At 73.9% G+C, this 16,778-nt stretch carries 16 protein-coding genes and 1 pseudogene; 7 read left to right on the forward strand and 10 right to left on the reverse strand.

Annotation, left to right across the window (positions count from 1 at the left end; all coding sequences use genetic code 11):
* Positions 1-330 (reverse strand): annotated as a pseudogene (locus tag Ani05nite_RS22805) (ATP-dependent DNA helicase); the annotation flags it as partial.
* A 151-nt stretch (positions 331-481) separates the two neighbouring features.
* Positions 482-1,426 (reverse strand): alpha/beta fold hydrolase, encoded by a 945-nt coding sequence (locus Ani05nite_RS22810; RefSeq protein WP_203771234.1) that lies wholly within the window; start codon positions 1,424-1,426, stop codon positions 482-484.
* Between the two features lie 177 nt (positions 1,427-1,603).
* On the opposite strand from Ani05nite_RS22810, the gene Ani05nite_RS22815 reads away from it, so the two are divergent.
* Positions 1,604-2,290, forward strand: coding sequence for a carbonic anhydrase (locus Ani05nite_RS22815; RefSeq protein WP_203771236.1), 687 nt, complete (start codon positions 1,604-1,606; stop codon positions 2,288-2,290).
* A gap of 1,493 nt (positions 2,291-3,783) precedes the next feature.
* Here Ani05nite_RS22815 and Ani05nite_RS22820 read toward each other — a convergent pair.
* Complete coding sequence (locus Ani05nite_RS22820; RefSeq protein WP_203771238.1) at positions 3,784-4,113, reverse strand: hypothetical protein; 330 nt, start codon at positions 4,111-4,113, stop codon at positions 3,784-3,786.
* A gap of 252 nt (positions 4,114-4,365) precedes the next feature.
* Between Ani05nite_RS22820 and Ani05nite_RS22825 the strand changes: the two genes are divergently transcribed.
* Both Ani05nite_RS22825 and Ani05nite_RS22830 read left to right on the forward strand, forming a co-directional pair.
* On the forward strand, positions 4,366-4,857 hold the full coding sequence (locus Ani05nite_RS22825; protein WP_203771240.1) for a DUF3145 domain-containing protein: 492 nt from the start codon (positions 4,366-4,368) through the stop codon (positions 4,855-4,857).
* Between the two features lie 56 nt (positions 4,858-4,913).
* Positions 4,914-6,629 (forward strand): glycoside hydrolase family 3 protein, encoded by a 1,716-nt coding sequence (locus tag Ani05nite_RS22830; protein WP_203771242.1) that lies wholly within the window; start codon positions 4,914-4,916, stop codon positions 6,627-6,629.
* Between the two features lie 185 nt (positions 6,630-6,814).
* Here the strand turns inward: Ani05nite_RS22830 and fabF are convergent, their stop codons facing one another.
* From fabF to Ani05nite_RS22855, 5 genes are all read right to left on the reverse strand, one after another.
* Positions 6,815-8,041, reverse strand: a complete 1,227-nt coding sequence (gene fabF, locus Ani05nite_RS22835; protein WP_203771244.1) for a beta-ketoacyl-ACP synthase II — start codon at positions 8,039-8,041, stop codon at positions 6,815-6,817.
* A 1-nt stretch (position 8,042) separates the two neighbouring features.
* Positions 8,043-8,285, reverse strand: coding sequence for an acyl carrier protein (locus tag Ani05nite_RS22840; RefSeq protein ID WP_203771246.1), 243 nt, complete (start codon positions 8,283-8,285; stop codon positions 8,043-8,045).
* A 58-nt stretch (positions 8,286-8,343) separates the two neighbouring features.
* Complete coding sequence (locus Ani05nite_RS22845; RefSeq protein ID WP_203771248.1) at positions 8,344-9,294, reverse strand: beta-ketoacyl-ACP synthase III; 951 nt, start codon at positions 9,292-9,294, stop codon at positions 8,344-8,346.
* A gap of 31 nt (positions 9,295-9,325) precedes the next feature.
* A complete protein-coding gene (locus Ani05nite_RS22850; RefSeq protein ID WP_203771250.1) occupies positions 9,326-10,498 on the reverse strand; it encodes an acyltransferase domain-containing protein in 1,173 nt (390 codons plus the stop codon).
* 154 nt (positions 10,499-10,652) lie between these two features.
* Complete coding sequence (locus Ani05nite_RS22855) at positions 10,653-11,849, reverse strand: PucR family transcriptional regulator (RefSeq protein ID WP_203771252.1); 1,197 nt, start codon at positions 11,847-11,849, stop codon at positions 10,653-10,655.
* Between the two features lie 269 nt (positions 11,850-12,118).
* On the opposite strand from Ani05nite_RS22855, the gene Ani05nite_RS22860 reads away from it, so the two are divergent.
* From Ani05nite_RS22860 to Ani05nite_RS22875, 4 genes are all read left to right on the forward strand, one after another.
* Positions 12,119-12,337 carry a hypothetical protein gene (locus Ani05nite_RS22860; RefSeq protein WP_203771254.1) on the forward strand — a complete coding sequence of 73 codons (219 nt, stop codon included), beginning with the start codon at positions 12,119-12,121 and terminating at the stop codon, positions 12,335-12,337.
* An 83-nt stretch (positions 12,338-12,420) separates the two neighbouring features.
* Positions 12,421-12,984 carry a TetR/AcrR family transcriptional regulator gene (locus Ani05nite_RS22865; RefSeq protein ID WP_203771256.1) on the forward strand — a complete coding sequence of 188 codons (564 nt, stop codon included), beginning with the start codon at positions 12,421-12,423 and terminating at the stop codon, positions 12,982-12,984.
* A gap of 47 nt (positions 12,985-13,031) precedes the next feature.
* Positions 13,032-13,553, forward strand: coding sequence for an RNA polymerase sigma factor (locus tag Ani05nite_RS22870; protein WP_203771258.1), 522 nt, complete (start codon positions 13,032-13,034; stop codon positions 13,551-13,553).
* A complete protein-coding gene (locus Ani05nite_RS22875; RefSeq protein WP_203771260.1) occupies positions 13,550-14,314 on the forward strand; it encodes a hypothetical protein in 765 nt (254 codons plus the stop codon). Before Ani05nite_RS22870 ends, Ani05nite_RS22875 begins: the two co-directional genes overlap by 4 nt.
* 10 nt (positions 14,315-14,324) lie before the next feature.
* Here Ani05nite_RS22875 and Ani05nite_RS22880 read toward each other — a convergent pair whose 3' ends face one another.
* Positions 14,325-14,978 carry a hypothetical protein gene (locus tag Ani05nite_RS22880; protein ID WP_239130512.1) on the reverse strand — a complete coding sequence of 218 codons (654 nt, stop codon included), beginning with the start codon at positions 14,976-14,978 and terminating at the stop codon, positions 14,325-14,327.
* A 331-nt stretch (positions 14,979-15,309) separates the two neighbouring features.
* On the reverse strand, positions 15,310-16,719 hold the full coding sequence (gene gltX / locus Ani05nite_RS22885; RefSeq protein ID WP_203771262.1) for a glutamate--tRNA ligase: 1,410 nt from the start codon (positions 16,717-16,719) through the stop codon (positions 15,310-15,312).
* Between the last annotated feature and the right edge of the window lie 59 nt (positions 16,720-16,778).

The raw sequence follows: 16,778 nt of genomic DNA on the forward strand, positions 1-16,778 counted from the left end.
GGGCGCCCGCCAGTCCACCACCAGCGACTGCGACTCCTCGTCCCGGATGCCCATCCGGCCCACGTAGTGCACCGCGCCGCTGGTCAGATCGAGGCGGCCGAAGACCAGGCCCTCGTACTCGGCGTCCAGGGCGTGCCGGCGGCGGGCCCGGTGGAACACCATGGCGTCCCGCTCGACCAGGGCGCCGAAGGTGCCGACGCCGGCGAGCTGATATCCCTCCTTCTCGGCCCGGGACGCGTCCGTGCGCAGGGCGGCGAGCCGGGCGTACACCCGGTCGACGTGCTGCTGCTCGATCGCGATCTCCTGCTGCAGGACGGTGGCGTCGCTCAAGTCCGTTGTGCTCCCCGCTGGTGCTCCGCGTGCTCTTGCCGCCGCCCGGCACCGGTGCCAGGGGGCAATCGAACTTACTCCTGTTGCGGCACCGGCGTCGACGGCGGCACGCCCGCGGCGGCCCGGGGCGGCCAGCGGAGGCGGAACGGGGTCAGGCGGCCTGGTCGTAACCGCTGCGGCGGACGCGGGCCGCCCGGCGGCGCGGGGTGCTCTTCGCGGCACGGGCGACGACGTCCAGCAGGATGGCGGACACTTCCTCCGGGCGCTCCATCATCAGCATGTGCCCCGCGCCCTCGAAGACGGTCAGATGGGTGCCCACCAGCGCCTCGGCGATCGATTCGGCACACGGCGGCGGGGTGAGCCGGTCCCGGTCGCCGACCAGGGCGGCCGCCGGGATGTCGCCGAGCGCGGCCAGCGTGTCCAGCCGGTGCTGGGCGCCGACCGAGGCGCGGAAACCGCCGATCGACCGCAGCGAGGCCCGGCCGAACGCGGACATCGTCACCTCGAGGTCGCCCGGCTCGTGGCCCTCGCCGAAGAGCAGCCAGCGCACGGTGGGCCGCAGCACCGGCAGCATCGCGCTGTGCGGCCGCCAGGCGCCCAACCGGGCCAGCAGCCCGGCGCCCGTCTCCTCGGCGACCCGCAGCACCGGGGTCAGCGGGGCGGGCAGGCCGTAACCGGTGTGGGTGACACCCTCGGCGGTGGTGGAGACGAACACCACACCGGCCACCCGTCCGGCAAACTCCTGCGGGTAACCCTCGGCGAACTCCATGATCGTCATCCCGCCCAGCGAGTGCCCGGCCAGCACGATCGGCCCGGACGGGGCGTACGCGCGGAGCACCTCGGCCAGGTCGTCACCGAGCTGGCCCAGGGTCGCCGAGCGCAGCCGGGTCGCGGAGGAACGGCCGTGCCCGCGCGCGTCGTACGCGACGACCCGGGCGTCGACCCCGGTCAGCGCCTTGGCCTGGTGATGCCAGGTGCGCCGGTCGAGGCACCAGCCGTGCAGCAGCACGACGGTGACCGGCGCGTCCACCGGTCCACTGGTCTCGACGTGCAGCCGTACGCCGTCGGCGAGGGTGAGCTCCGACCGCTCGGACATGGGCACCTCCGTGATTCGCACGGCCCCGTAGTACCCGCGGGTAATAAGCATCACGCGTGCCCGGCGGAAATGCCAGACGTTAAGTGGGTCTTCATGTCGTCCCAACGGATGGGCCGGGGGACGTGATCTGGCTCCCACCGGGTGTCCCGGCGTCGTCGCTCGTAGAGAATCAGGACCATGACGACGGGTTCCTCACCAGCGGAGCAGGCCACGCCGGTGCTCTCGAATGCTGTGACCACGACCGGGGCGGTCCTCGCGCCGGGCAACCCGGCCGAGCGGATCGTGCGGCCGGCCGACGCGCTGGCCGAGCTGATCGCCGGCAACCGCCGGTTCGTCAGCGGCCGCCCGCAGCACGGCCACGAGGTCTCGGCGGCCGCGGCGGCGTCCGGCGGCCAGCTGCCGCACGCCGTGGTGCTCGGCTGCATCGACTCCCGGGTGCCCCTCGAAGCGATCTTCGACCAGACCTTCGGCTCGATCTGCGTGGTCCGCTCCGGCGGCCACGTGGTGGACCGCGCGGTGCTGGGCTCGGTGGGCTTCGCCGTGTCGGCGCTCAACGTGCCGCTGATCATGGTGCTGGGGCACGTCCGGTGCGGGGCAGTGGACGCGACGGTGAAGGCGCTGCGGGAGGGCGAGCGGCCCGACGGGGACGTGGGCTACCTGGTCGACGAGATCGCGCCGGCGGTCCGGGCGGTGGGCCTGGACGATCCCGAGGCGGCGGCCAAGGCGATGCGGGCCCACGTCGGGCGGACGGTGGGCCGGCTGCACGAGATCGCCGGGGTGCCGGCGGCGATCGCGGCGGGGCGGGTTTCGGTGGTGGGGGCGGTTTACGACCTTGATACCGGTCTGGTGGAGTTGATCAGCTGAGTTCGGCCGGGTGGGTCGATCCTGAATCGCCCGCTGGATTGTGCTGATTGTCGGCGGTGCTGCCGTCTGGGTGCGCTCCTCTCTGGCTGCGTCGGCTTTTGCTTGGCCCGGGTTTGTGGGGTCGCGTCGGCGGTCTGGGTTCGGTTGGGGGCCTGGGCTGTCCGGGGTTTGCTGCCGGCGAGCGAGCGTGCGGGGTCATGGCAGCTTGCGTGGTCACGAGCTTGCGGGGCGCGGCTGGCTTGCCGGGCCGCGCCAATCTGCTGGGTCATGCCAGCCGGGCGGGCCATGTCGGCCCTTGCCGGGTCATGTCAGCCGGCCGGGCACGTTGACCTTGCTGGGTCATGTCAGCCCGCCGGGCCATGTCGGCCTTGCTGGGCCACGCCAGACCGCCGGGCCACTTCGGCTTGCCGGGGGTTACGCCGAGGCCGCCTCGCTCCGCCCTGCTGGCTTGCCGGGTCGTGCCGAGGCCGTCTCGCCTCGCCGGCTTGCCGCGCCAGGCCGCTCGCCTCGCCGGCTTGCCGCGCCAGGCCGTCTCGCCCTCGCCGCCTCGCCGGGCCGCGCAAGGTCGTGTCGCCTCGCCAGCTTGCCGGGCCGCGCCAGGCCGCCTCGCTCCGCCAGCTTGCCGGGCCGCGCCAGCCCGCCCCGCCCGGCCCCACTACTTGCTGGTGCGCTGCTCCGAGGCTGGTTCGTCTCGCCGGCGGCGACATCGCAAGGGTGTCGGTGGTGTGGTGAGCAGTCATGAGTGGTGGGCGGCTCGCTGCCGCGCCGGCTGGGGTCAGGCTCGCGGATCTTGATCAGCTGGAACGAGTTAGCTCGACCGCCATGCTTCAAGATCTGCTGCTGGCTGCCGCCTGCCGCCTGCTGCCGCCCGCTGCCGCCCGCTGCCGCGGCCCGTCGCCGTTGCCGCCCGCTGCCGCGCCCGTCGCTGCTGCCGCTGCTGCCGCCCGCTGCCGCAGCCCGTCGCCGTTGCCGCCCGTTGCCGCTGCCGCAGCAAGCGGGCTTGTGGCAGTTACCGGCGGCAGCGGCAGGTAGCCGGCGTATCGTTCACCCTCCGGCAGGCGCAGCGGCGCGCGGCAAGTCGCCAGGCGTAGCGAGCAGCCGGAATGGCAGGCGCACCAGCGGCGGCCGGTGGGCGCAGCAGCTGGGCTGGCGGCGGGGACAGCGAGCGGCAGCCCGTAGGCCCAGCAGTCGGGGCTGGCGGCGGGGACAGCGGCCGGTGCCCGATGGGCGCAGCAGGTCGGGATGATGGCAGGACAACGTGCTGCGGCCGGTGGTCGCGGCAGGGTGGAGCTGGCGGCAGACACAACGGGCGGCGGCCGGCCGTAGCGGGACAGCCAGGCAGCCAGCAAGACAGCAGGTAGCGGCCGACAGGCGGGAGAAAGCACCGCCCCCGAGACCCCCCCACGCTGATCAACATGTCGTGATCTTCAGTAAACGCAAAAAAGCGCTCTCCGCCCCGCACGGGACGGAGAGCGCCTGACGCTCTGCGGTGCTCAGCCCTCGAAGACGCCCGCGTCCGCGAGCCGCTTCTCGGTCGCCGCCCAGCCGTGCTGCGGGAACGAGGCGTTCAGGCCCTCGATCTCGGCACGGATCTTGGCGCCGTGGCCGGCGGCCGCGAGGGCGCGGATCTCCTCGACGAAGGCGTCGGAGTCGGTGCGCAGGTGGTTGGTCTTGCCGTTGGTCAGGTTGCGCACGTAGGCGAAGCGACCTTCGGCGAGCGGGATGAGGTACTTGAACTCACCGAGCACGCTCAGGGCCCCGCCCTGACCGGCCTGGCCGGCGCGGACTGATGCGCGGGCGGTCTTTGAGGTGTTGCTGGCCACGGCGGTACTCCTAGCTAGGTATTCCTCGGCAAAGTTGTCGGCAGAAAATGCCGCAGCCAGCCTACACGAGCGCGGCTTGCCCGTGCCGCGGGACGGGGTTCGGCCGTTAGGTCAGGTGTGCCTCGACGGCCATTCACATGTCGATATTGCGGTTTCTCTGGCGCACCATCCGTACCACCCGGCATCATGGAGCACGATCAACCGCAGTCGAGGTCGTAGGGGAAGACGCACCTCGGTCTCCGGGAGGTCACCGTGCCAACGTGTGGCGTCGTATACGTCCACTCGACCCCACTCGCCGTGTGCCAGCACGTCGAGTGGGCGATCGCGCGCGTCCTGACCGCGCCGGTCAATCTGCACTGGACGGCGCAGCCGGTCGACCCCGGCATGCGCCGCTCCGAGTGCAGCTGGACCGGCCGGCCCGGGACTGGCGCCGAGCTGGCTGCTGCCCTCCGGCAGTGGCCCATGATCCGTTTCGAGGTCACCGAGGAGCCGAGCCCCGGCGTCGACGGGGAGCGATTCATGCACGTCCCCGGCCGCGGGCTGTTCCGCGGCACCATCGGGGCGTCCGGCGACATCCAGATCGGCGAGGACCGGCTGCGGGCCATCATGGTCGCCGCCAAGGCTCCCGAGGCGCTGTCGCACGCCCTGGAGAAGGCGCTCGGCACCGCCTGGGACGCGGAGCTGGAGCCGTACCGCTACGCCGGTGACGGAGCGCCGCTCACCCTGCTGACCCGGGTGGGCTGACGCCCGGTTTGTCTCGGCGGCCCCGAGCTGATCGAATGGCGGGCGTGAACCGGGCGATGCGCGTGGCTGTGGCCGTACCCCTGGCTCTGTCCGGCCTGGTGGGGTGCGGCAGCGGTGACGCGCCGCGGGTGCCGCAGCCCACGCCCGGGTCCGCGGCCGCGCCCGCGCCGTCCGCGAGTGCCGCGCCGGCCCCGGCCGGCGAGCCCGGCGCGCAGGCGCGGGCGGTCGTGCGGACCTTCACCGACGCCCAGCTGGCCGGGCAGGTTCTCATGCCTTACGCGTACGGCGACGCCGCCGACCGCGTCGACCGGACGGCCGCGGCCGGCAACCAGCGGATCGCCGGCGTGGACACCCCCGCCGCGATGGTCACGAAGTTCGGCCTGGGCGGGCTGATCCTGGTCGCGTTCACCCCGGACGACCCGACCGGGGCGACCAACCCGGCGACCAACGTCGACGACCCGAAGCAGGTCCGCGCGCTGACCGACGGCCTCCAGCGGGCGGCCGGCGGTCTGCCCGGCGGCGCCCCGCTGCTGATCGGCACCGACCAGGAGTACGGCGTGGTGACCCGGGTCAGGACCGGGGTGACCCTGCTGCCGTCCGCGATGGCGTTCGGCGCGGCGGGCAAGCCGCGGCTCACCGAGGGCGCGTGGCGCGCGGCCGGCGAGGAGCTGGCCGCGATGGGCATCAACCTCGACTTCGCGCCGGTGGCCGACACGCTCGGCCCGCAGGGCAGCTCGGTGATCGGCTCGCGGTCCTTCGGCGCCGACCCGCGGGCCAACGCCGCCCAGGTCGAGGCGGCCGTCCGCGGGATCCAGGGCGCGGGCGTCGCGGCCGCGCTGAAGCATTTCCCGGGCCACGGGCACACCACCGGCGACAGCCACGACGACCTGCCGGTGGTCGCGCAGAGCCGGGCGAAGTGGGCGGCCGAGGACCGGCCCCCGTTCGCCGCCGGGATCGCCGCCGGCGCCGGGGTGGTCATGTCCGGGCACCTCGACGTGACCGGCCTGGACAAGGGCGTCGCCGCCACCTTCTCTCGCAAGATCATGACGGATGTGCTGCGGGGCGAGCTGAAGTTCACCGGGGTGGCGGTCACCGACGCGATGAACATGCCGCCCGCGATGAGGTGGCCGGCGGGCGAGGCCGCGGTCCGCGCGCTCAACGCCGGCAACGACCTGCTGCTCATGCCGCCGGACCTGGCCGGCGCGCGGGACGGCATCCTGGCCGGGCTCAAGGACGGCAGCCTGAAACGCGAGCGGCTCGTCGAGGCGGTCACCCGGATCCTCACGCTGAAGTTCCGCACCGCCGCGAAGACCCGCCCGGAGCTGTCCGGCCTCGGCTCCGGCCCCCACGTGCGGGCGGTCGGCGACGCCGCGGCGGCGGCGGTCACCCTGCTCCGCGGCCGCTGCTCCGGGCCCCTGGTCAGCGGGCCGGTCACGGTCACCGCGTCCGGTGGCCGCGACGCGGCCCGGATCGCGCTGGTCAAGGCGTTGCAGGCGGCCGGCGTCAAGGTCCAGGCGGCGGGCGGCACGGTGGTGCACCTCGTCGGGTACGGCGACCGGCAGACCGATCTGAGCCCGGACGCGGCGATCACCGTCATCATGGACACCCCGCAGTTGCTGGCCGGGGCGCGGTCGCCGACGCTGCTGGCGACCTACTCGTCCAGCCCGCTGTCCCTCACCGCGCTCGCCACCGTGCTGGCCGGCAAGGCGACGGCGCCGGGCCGGTCGCCGGTGGCGGTCGCCGGCCTGCCCCGCAGCGCCTGCGTCAAGTGAGCCGGCGGAACCCCCTCTGGCGGCGTTGACGTCGCAGATGAGCGTCGGGGTCCCAGGCGGTGTTGGTGAATCCGTGGTGGCGCCGCCAGGGGTGGCTGCGGCCCGGATCCGCGTCCACGCCGTCCATCATGCGGTTCGCCGCGGCCGAGGTGCGCCCGCAGGCGCCCCTCGACCGCGGCTTCGCGTCACGCCCGGGTGAAGACCAGGGCCACGTTGTGGCCGCCGAAGCCGAACGAGTTGTTCAGCGCGGCCGGGATGTCCAGCGACCGGGCCTTGTGCGCGGCCACGTCCATGGTCAGGGAGTCGTCCGGGTCGTCCAGGTTGATGGTCGGCGGCACCACGCTGTCGCGGATCGCCAGGATGGTGGCGATCGACTCCAGCGCGCCGGCCGCGCCGAGCAGGTGCCCGGACATCGACTTGGTCGAGGTGAGCACCGGGTGGTCACCCACCGCGGCGAGCAGCGCGGCGATCTCCGCCATGTCGCCGACCGGGGTGGAGGTGGCGTGCGCGTTGACGTGCTTGATGTCGGACCGGGAGACCCCCGCGTCGGCCAGCGCCTTCGCGATGGCCCGGATCGCGCCCGCGCCCTCGGGGTGCGGCTGGACGATGTCGTAGCCGTCCGAGGTGATGCCGGCGCCGGCCAGCTTCGCGTAGATCGTCGCGCCGCGGGCGATGGCGTGGTCGGCCCGTTCGAGCACGAGCGCGCCGGCCCCCTCGCCCAGCACGAAGCCGTCGCGGCCCTTGTCCCACGGCCGGGACGCCTTCTCCGGCTCGTCGTTGCGGGTCGACATGGCCCGCATCGAGGCGAAACCGGCTATCGGCAGCGGGTGGATCACGGCCTCGGTGCCGCCGGCCATGACCACGTCGGCCCGGCCGGAGCGGATGATGTCCAGGCCCAGCGACAGCGCCTCGGCGCCGGTCGCGCAGGCGCTGGCCATCGAGTGGACGCCCGCCTGGGCGCCGAGCTCGAGGCCGACCCACGCGGCGGGACCGTTGGGCATGAGCATCGGCACGGTGTGCGGGCTGACCCGGCGCGGCCCGGAGGCCTCCAGGATGTCGTCCTGGTTGAGCAGGGTCTGCGCGCCGCCGATGCCGCTGCCGAAGCTGACCGCGAGGCGCTCCGGGTCGAGGCCGGCGTCCTTGAGGCCGGAGTCGGCCCAGGCCTGGTGCGCCGCGATCAGGGCGATCGCCTCGGACCGGTCGAGCCGGCGCAGCTTGACCCGCTCCATCACCTCGGAGGGGTCGACGGCCAGTTCGGCGGCGATGCGGACGGGCAACTGCGCGGCCCACTCCTGGGTGAGGGCTCTCACCCCGGAGCGGCCGGCGAGCATGGCGTCCCAGGTGGACGCGACGTCCCCGCCAAGCGGGGTCGTCGCGCCGAGCCCGGTGACGACGACGTCTGTGGTGCTCATGTCAGTGGTTCGCCTCGATGAAGGTCACGGCGTCGCCGACGGTCTTGAGGTTCTGCACCTCGTTGTCGGGGATCTTGACGCCGAACTTCTCCTCGGCGGCCACCACGACCTCGACCATGGACAGCGAGTCGACGTCCAGGTCGTCGGTGAAGGACTTCTCCTCGGCGACGTCGTCCGGGTTCACCCCGGCGACCTCCTCGAGGATCTCGGCGAGGCCGGAAGTGATCTCAGCGCGGGTTGCCATGTTCGGTGGTTCCTCTCGATGGTGGGGAAAACTCGCGGGGTGGCGCCGTTGACCGGTGCTACGGGCAGCGGATGACCTGGCCCGCGTACGTGAGGCCGCCGCCGAAGCCGAAGAGCAGGACCGGGGCGCCCGAGGGCACCTCACGGCGCTCGACCAGCTTGGACAGGGCCAGCGGCACACTCGCCGCGGAGGTGTTGCCGGACTCGACCAGGTCCTTGGCGACGACGACGTCCGGCCCGAGACCCAGGCGCTTGACGATGCCGTCGATGATGCGGGTGTTGGCCTGGTGCGGCACGAAGGCGGCCAGCTCCTGCGGCCGTACCCCGGCCCGCTCGCAGGCCTCGAGGGCGAACGGGGCCAGCGCGGTGGTCGCCCAGCGGAAGACCGCCTGCCCCTGCTGCTGGATGTACGGCTGCCAGCCCTCGATCTTGAGCACGTCGCCCCGCTCCGGGGCCGAGCCCCAGAGCACCGGGCCGACGCCGGCCTGCTCGCCGTCGGGGACCGCGGAGACCACGGCCGCGCCGGCGCCGTCGCCGAACAGCACGGCGGTGGTGCGGTCGGTCCAGTCGGTGACGTCGGAGAGCTTCTCCGCGCCGATGACGATGGCGTTGCGGCTCGCGCCCGCCCGGATCGCGTGGTCGGCGGTGCCCAGCGCGTACGAGAAGCCGGAGCAGGCGGTGTTCACGTCCATCGCGGCCGGGGCGGTGATGCCCAGCCGGGCCGCGACCCGGGTCGCCACGTTCGGGCAGCGGTCCATCGAGGAGCACGTCGCCACGACGACCATGTCGATGTCGGCGGCGCTGAGCCCGGAGCCGGCGAGGGCCTTCTCGGCGGCGAACGTGGCCATGTCGGCGACCGACTCGGTCTCGGCGACCCGGCGCTCGGCGATGCCGACCCGGTCCTTGATCCACGCGTCGTTGGTGTCGACGATCTTGGCCAGATCGTCGTTGGTGACGATGCGCGAGGGCTGGTAGTGGCCCATCGCGACGATGCGGGATCCCGCGGTCATCGTGTTGCTCCTTCGATCGCGACGGACACGGTCACTGCTGCTGCCCGCCGATGCGGGCGACCGGCTGGCCGGGGGCCACCGGTTCGTCGGGCCGGACGAGCCACCCGGTGAGGATGCCGGCGGCACGGGCGGCCACCTCGCGGGGTCCCTGCCGGGTGGCCAGGCTGCCGATGACCTGACCGGCGCGCAGGTCGGCGCCCTCGGCGAGGCCCTCGGCCGGCTGGAACACGCCCGGCCCGGGGGAGACCACCACGTGGCCCGGCGTGGTCGGCCGGTGGGTCGCGGCCGTGCCGTGCCGGGCGATCAGGGCCCGGGCGGCGGGCAGGTCGTCGGGGGTGTTGAGGGTGACGATCTCGGGGGCGTCCGGGCCCTTGAGCTCGCGCTTGACCAGGCCGGCCAGGGTGCCGGCCGGGGGCAGCTCGATGATCCCGGTGACGCCGAGGCCCCGCAGGCCGCGCATGACCAGGTCCCAGCGGACCGGGGCGGTGACCTGGCGGACCAGGCGCAGCACCAGCTCGCGGCCGTGGGTCACCGCGGCCCCGTCCAGGTTCGACAGCAGGATGCGGGCCGGGTCGGCGGCGGTCACGCCGCCCGCGACGGCGCCGAGGGCCTGCTCGGCCGGCGCCATGTACGGCGTGTGGAAGGCCCCGGCGACCTGCAGCGTGATGACCCGGGCCCGGGCCGGCGGCTCGGCGGCGAACTTGGCCAGCGCGTCCAGGGCGCCGGCGGCGACGATCTGGCCGGCGCCGTTGCGGTTGGCCGGGTGCAGCCCGTGGCGTTCGATCGCGGCGAGCACCTCGTCGGGGTCGCCGCCCAGCACGGCGCTCATCCCGGTGGGTTCGAGGGCGCAGGCGGCGGCCATCTCGCGGCCGCGGACGCCGGCGAGGGTGACGGCGGTCTCGGCGGAGAGCGCCCCGGCGAGGGCGGCCGCGCCCAGCTCGCCGACGCTGTGCCCGGCGACCAGGCCGACGTCGGACATGGGCAGGTGCTCGGCGGCGAGCAGGGCGGCGGCGACGAGCAGCGGCTGGGTGCGCGCGGTGTCCTTGATCTCGTCGGCGCCGGCGCGGGTGCCGAGGTGGATCAGGTCCACGCCCGCCAGGGCCGACCACCAGGTGAGGCGCGCCTCGGCGCCGGGCAGGTCGAGCCATCCAGAGAGGAAGCCGGGTTTCTGGGAACCCTGGCCGGGCGAGAGTACGGCGAGCACGGAGTCGACTCTTCCGGATGCGATGGCTTTCCGGGGTTGCTGCACGGGACCAAACCCTACGACCGGTGTTGTAGCTTTCCTACAAACACCCCCCGTTTTGGTCCTGATTAGGCATGATATCGGGGCTCTGCCGAGCGCGGCGGTGGGCCGTGATTTAGCTCGCAGGATCGAGCCGCCCGATGGTCAGCGCCATCCGCAGCGCGAACGCGTCCCGCCCGTCCAGCGGCGACAGCCCGGTCACCTCGGCCACCCGCTTGAGGCGGTACCGCACGGTGTTCGGGTGCACGAACAGCTCCCGGGCGGCGCTCTCGAGCACCCCGCCGGCGGCGAAGAACGCGTCCAGGGTCTCCAGCAGCCCGCCGCCGGCGCGGGACAGCGCGCCGTAGACGTCGTGCCGCAACGCCCGCCGGGCCTCGGAGTCCCCGGCCATGGCCCGTTCCGGCAGCAGGTCCTCGGCGCTCACCGGGTTGGGGGCGCCGGGCCAGGCCCGGGCCGCCCGGAAGCCGGCCAGCGCGGCCCGGGCCGACTCGGTGGCCTGGTCCAGCGACGGCACGGCCGGGCCGACCACGATCGGCCCCTCGCCGAAGCTCGCGGCCAGGTGCCCGGCGGCGGCCAGCGGGTCGGCGACGCCGCCGAGCACGACCACGAGCCGGTCGCCGTGCACGCCGCCGATGACCTCGACCCGGGCCCGCCGGGCGGCGCGGTAGACGGAGTGCAGCACCGCGGTGATGTCGCCGCCGGGGCTACGCCCGACCACGACGGCCACCGGCGGGGCGTCCGCCCAGCCCAGGGCGGCCGCGCGGCTGGCCAGCACGTCGGAGGAGTCGCCGCGCAGCAGGGCGTCGACCAGCAGGGCCTGCAGCCGCGCGTCCCAGGCGCCGCGGGACTCGGCGGCGCGGGCGTAGACGCGCGCGGCCGAGAAGGCGATCTCCCGGGAGAACTTGAGGATGGCCGTCGCCAGGGCCTCCTCCTCGCCGGCCGCGGCCAGGCTGGTCACCTCGGCCTCGGCCACGTCGATGGTGACCTTGATGAGGGCGACGGTCTGGGTCAGCGTGATGGAGCGGGCCAGCGCGCGCGGGGCGGCGGCGAAGACCTCGTCGGAGATCTCCTGGGTGCCGGCCGCGGTGCCGCCCGAGCGCAGCCACTCGACCAGGGAGCGGACGCCGGCCTGGGCCACCAGCATGACCCAGGAGCGCTGATCGGCCGGCAGCGCCCGGAACCAGGGCAGGGTCTCGTCCATCCGGGCGACGCTGGCGCTGGCCAGGGCCCCGGCGCGCCGTTCGACCCGGCGCAGCGTGGCGGCCAGCGGGGGTCGTTTCGCCGTACCCGCGGATTTCGCCTCCTCTGCCATCCGGCCAGCCTGTCACGGCCACGCCCGCCGGCGCCCGCCGGTGCCGTGGCGCCTTTACCGTGGCCGTTGCGGCCTCGGTCGTTGTACCGTTCCGCGCGGTTGCCGAGGTTTCTTCACTTGTAACTTTTGAGTTATTTGTCCTATATAGCGGTGCGCCTGCACCGCGATTTCGGTCGGTGACCTGGCAAGGTGTCGTCCTAGCGGTAATGCCGGACGGCGCGGTGCCGATGGGACCGGGTAGTTCGCACGACGGGCGGAGGGGGGCAGGGATGACGGAACGCGAGGACAGCCAGCTGTACGCCGAGGCGGAGCAGGTCGCCGCCGAGGAGCCCGCCCCCGCGCCCGCCGAGGAACCGGCCGACGACGTTCCGCACCGGGTCGGCTGCCGCACCGAGCTGCGCGGCTGGGCCGGTGCGCACCTGCACGGCGCGGTCCGGCCCCGGCGCCGGGCCGTCAGCCGGGGCCGCCCGCCCGGCCGGTGGTGTTAGGACCTCACCCGCGTGGGTGACTGGCAGCGGTGTGGCGGGCTCGTTCCGCCCCCTCGCCGCGTCCGCCTCGACACGGTGTGTCCGTGGACGACAAGAGACGACTCATCCTCGACCAGGCCCTGGCCCTCGTCGACGAACACGGCCTCGGCGCCATGAGCATGCGGGCCGTCGCGGAACGGGTCGGGCTCACCTCGATGGCGCTCTACCCGTACGTCGGCGGCAAGGACGCCCTGCTCGACGGGCTGGTCGATCTCCTGCACCTGGAGCTGGGCGCCGAGTACGGCGAGGACCCCGCCGGCATCGACTGGCGGCAGCGCCTGCGCGCCCTGGGCCGGGCGGTGCGGGCGTTGTCCCGGGCGCACCCGGGCGCGTACCCGCTGTTGCTCAACCGGCGCGCCGCCGGCGCCTCGGCGTCCTGGCTGACCGCCGCGCTGCGTGGCTGCCTGCACGACGCGGGCGTTCCGGGGGAGCAGGTGCCCCGGCTCACCCGGATGATCTGCGCCTTCCTGCTCGGCTACACCGTCGGCGAGGTGACCGGGGGCCTGCCGGCCGGCGACGAGGCGGTCCGCGACGACGCCGCGGCCGAGTACGACGCCGACCTCGACGACCTGGTCCGGCTGGTGGAGGTCACCGTTAGCGTCGCGTGACGCCGTTCCGCGTCGCCGCCCACGTGCCGTGGCCTATAAAGAGGCTTATGTCCGACGGGTACGTTCTGGAGCGGTACATCCAGCTGCGCCGCGCCGCGTTCCTGATGTGCGGCGACTGGGCGCTGGCCGACGAGCTGGCCCGCACCACCATGGCGCGGGTGCTGGCCGACCCGGACATCACCCAGCCCGACCTGTGGGCGTACGCCGACCTGATGGCCGCCTTCAAGAAGCCCCGCGGCCGGCGCGAGCACGTCTTCGTCGCCCCCGAACCGGCCCCGCCGGCGAGCGCGGCGCCGGCCGGCCCGGCCGAGGGCGGGGGACGGCTGCAGCTCGCCACCGCGCCCACCGAGGTCGACTCGGTGCACACCGTGCTGGTGCTGGACGCCCTGCACGGCCTCAGCCCCCGCTGCCGCGCCGTGCTGGTGCTGCGGCACTTCTGCGGCCTGCCCATCGACGAGACCGCCGACGCCCTCGACCTCGACGACAGCCGGGTGCTCGCGTTCGAGGCGGAGGGCCTGGGCGCGTTCGCGGGCCTGCTGGCCACGACCCGGCCGGCGGGCGTGCGATGAGCGCGCTGCTGACGGCCGTGCTGGAGCGGGCCTGCGACGGCGAGCCGCCACCCGCGGACGCGGTGCCCGACATCAGCCGCCGCGCCGACCGGCTGCGCCGGCGCCGGGCCCGCCGCGTCGTGCTGGCCGGCCTGATCGTGGTGGCCCTGGTCGTCCTGCTCGGGTACGCCCTCACGACCGTCCTGCTGCCCGGCCCCAAGCCCCGCTCGACTGCCGCCGTGGCCGTCCCCCAGCCCCGCCCGTCGGCCGTCCTGGACCCGGTGCTGGCCGTGCTGGCGCCGGCGGTGGACGCGAAGGGCTATCGCATCGTGCCCCGGCTGCCCGCGGCCGGCGTGGGCTGGCGGCAGTACGCGGTGCTCGGCGCGGACGGCCAGCCCCGCGGGCTGGTCGAGGTCGCCGTCTACGACGCGCCGGCCGGGCTCTGCCTGCCCGTCCGGGCCGACCCCGACGCCTGCGCCCTGCCGGACCGGACCCGGGCCGGCGTCGAGTACGCCCGCTACGCCGAGACGCGCGACGCCGACTGGCAGGTGCACGAGGTGATCGCCCGCCGGGTGGTGGACGGCCGCACGGTGGCGGTGATGGCCACGGGCGAACGCGGCACCGGCGACGCCGGGCGGGGTGAGCCGCCGCTGACCACGGTCGAGGTCGCCCGGGCGGCCACGGACGTCAGGCTGCCGGACGCCTTCGGCGTGGGCGAGCGGTGCAACGCGCCCGCCCCGGCCTGCCCGATCCTGCGGGTGCCGGTGCGCCCGGCGGGCTGACCGGGTGCTCTCAGACCCGGCGGCGGATGAGGTACGCGATGCCGCCGAGGCCGAGCAGGATGGTGAGCAGCACGGCGCCGTTGAGCAGGAGCAGCCGGCGCATGTCGGCCAGCACGTCGCTGACACCCTCGACCGGGTCCAGCTCGGAGGCCTCGACGTCCTCGCCGACGCCACCGCCGATGCCGCCGCTGACCACGTCCGGCTTCTCCTTGAGCGGCACGCCGCTCAGGCGCAGCGACTCCGACATGGTCAGCCGCCCGTAGAACCAGCCCGCCGTCTTCTTGCCGGTCGGCTGCTTCTCCGGCCGGTAGGCCCGCGGTCCGCCGGCGGCGTCCGGGTAGAGCTCGTACGTCTGGTTGGCCTTGTCCTTGATCAGGACGGTGACCGTGAACTTGGCGCCGAGCTTCTTGGCCTCCGGCTTGGAGGTGGTCGGCGCGGTGGTGGCCAGCCAGCTCACCTCGCTGAGCAGCCGCTTGAACAGGTCGGGCCGCTCGGACTGTTGCACCGTGATGGTGCCGCCCGGGAACTTGCCGGCGATCTGCACCGCCGTGGGCTTGGCCGGCGCCTTCGGCGCCGCCTGCGCGCCGCCCGGCGGGACCAGTCCCGCGCTCAACACGACACCCGCCGCGAGGACCCCGGTCGCCGCCAGCAATCGGGTGATCACCCCTTGAACCACCGTCCGGCCTCCCCGCCCCGTGGATGACATGCCTGCGCTGACCGGATCAGCGCAGCCCCCACAGCCTGCCCGCAGATGGTCCCGTCCGCATCTCGGATGCGGACGAAGTGGAGCTATCTGGGAACTACTGCGACGCCGGAACGGCGGCCTCTGATCAGCGGGCGAATAGTACCCACGGCGGGCAAGTCCGGGCGGCCGCCGTCACCCGTGCTGCTGACCTTGCCACCCCTTCGGCGCGGCCAGCTGGCCCGGAGGTGGCCTGGTGCGGTACGCGCGCGCCGCCATCGCGGCGCGCGCGTACCGAAACGGTCACGAAACCTCAGGCGAGCTCGGCCCGGGCGGCCGCGAGCCGGGCGAGGGTCCGCTCGCGGCCCAGCACCTCCAGCGATTCGAACAGCGGCAGGCCCACCGTGCGACCCGTCGTGGCGACGCGGACCGGGGCCTGGGTCTTGCCCAGCTTGAGCCCGCGCTCCTCGCCGACGCGCTCCAGGGCGGCCTTCAGCGGCTCCGCCGACCAGGTCTCCAGCGCGCCGAACGCGTCCTGCGCCGCGGCCAGGATGTCGGCGGCGCCCTCCTTCATCGCCTTCTGCCACGACTGCTCGTCGCGGACCGGCTCGTCGAGGAAGAGGAAGTCGACGTAGTCGACGATCTCGCTGAGCACCGCGATGCGGGTCTGCGCGAGCGGCGCCACCGAGGCGAACACCGTGGAGTCGAACTTCGCCGGGTCCCACGGCGGCGCCGGGATCGTGTCGGTGCCGCCCAGCCACGGCGCGCACACCGCGGCGAACTCCTCGGCGTCCAGGGCCCGGATGTAGTCGCCGTTGAACGCCCGCAGCTTCTTGACGTCGAAGAACGCGGGGGAGTGGCTGACGTCCTCCAGCCTGTACTCCTCCTCGACGACCGACCACGGCACGATCTCGCGGTCGCCCGAGGGCGCCCAGCCGAGCAACATCAGGTAGTTGCGCATGGCGGCGGCGAGATAGCCCTCGTCGCGGTACGACTCCAGCGCCACCTTGTCGCGCCGCTTGGAGAGCTTCTGCCGCTTCTCGTTGACGATGACCGGCACGTGTCCCCACACCGGGGGCTTGCCGCCCAGCGCCTCCCAGAGCAGCTGCTGCTTCGGGGTGTTGGGCAGGTGCTCCTCGGCCCGGATCACGTGGGTGATCCCCATGGTCATGTCGTCGACCACGTTGGCCAGCAGGAACACGGCCGAGCCGTCGCTGCGGGCGATGACGAAGTCCTCGAGCAGCTTGTTCTCGAAGGTGGGCTCGCCGCGGACCAGGTCGACGACCACGGTCTCGCCCTCGTCGGGCGTGCGGAAACGCAGGGCCCGGCCCTCGCCGGGGCCCAGCGCCCGGTCGCGGCAGAAGCCGTCGTATCCGGTGTGGGTGTTGCCGGTCCGGGCGATCACGTCGTCACGGGAGCAGTCGCAGTAGTAGGCACGGCCCTCGCCGTAGAGCCGGGTCGCGGCGGCGGTGTGCTCGCCGGCGTACGCCGACTGGAAGTAGGGGCCCTCGTAGGAGCCGCGCTCGATGCCGATCCAGTCGAGCGCCGAGATGATCCCTTCCGTCCACTCCGGACGGTTGCGGGCGGCATCGGTGTCCTCGATCCGCAGGACGAAGACGCCCCCGGTCTGCTGGGCGTAGATCCAGTTCTGCAGCGCCGAGCGGGCGCCGCCGACATGGAACATTCCGGTCGGAGAAGGGGCGAAGCGTACGCGTACTGTCACCCGACCAGCCTACGGCGCGTGTCGAGCAGGTTGTCGGCGACCTTTTATCACGTCTTATA

Source organism: Actinoplanes nipponensis (genome assembly GCF_016862275.1).
Lineage (GTDB): Bacteria > Actinomycetota > Actinomycetes > Mycobacteriales > Micromonosporaceae > Actinoplanes > Actinoplanes nipponensis.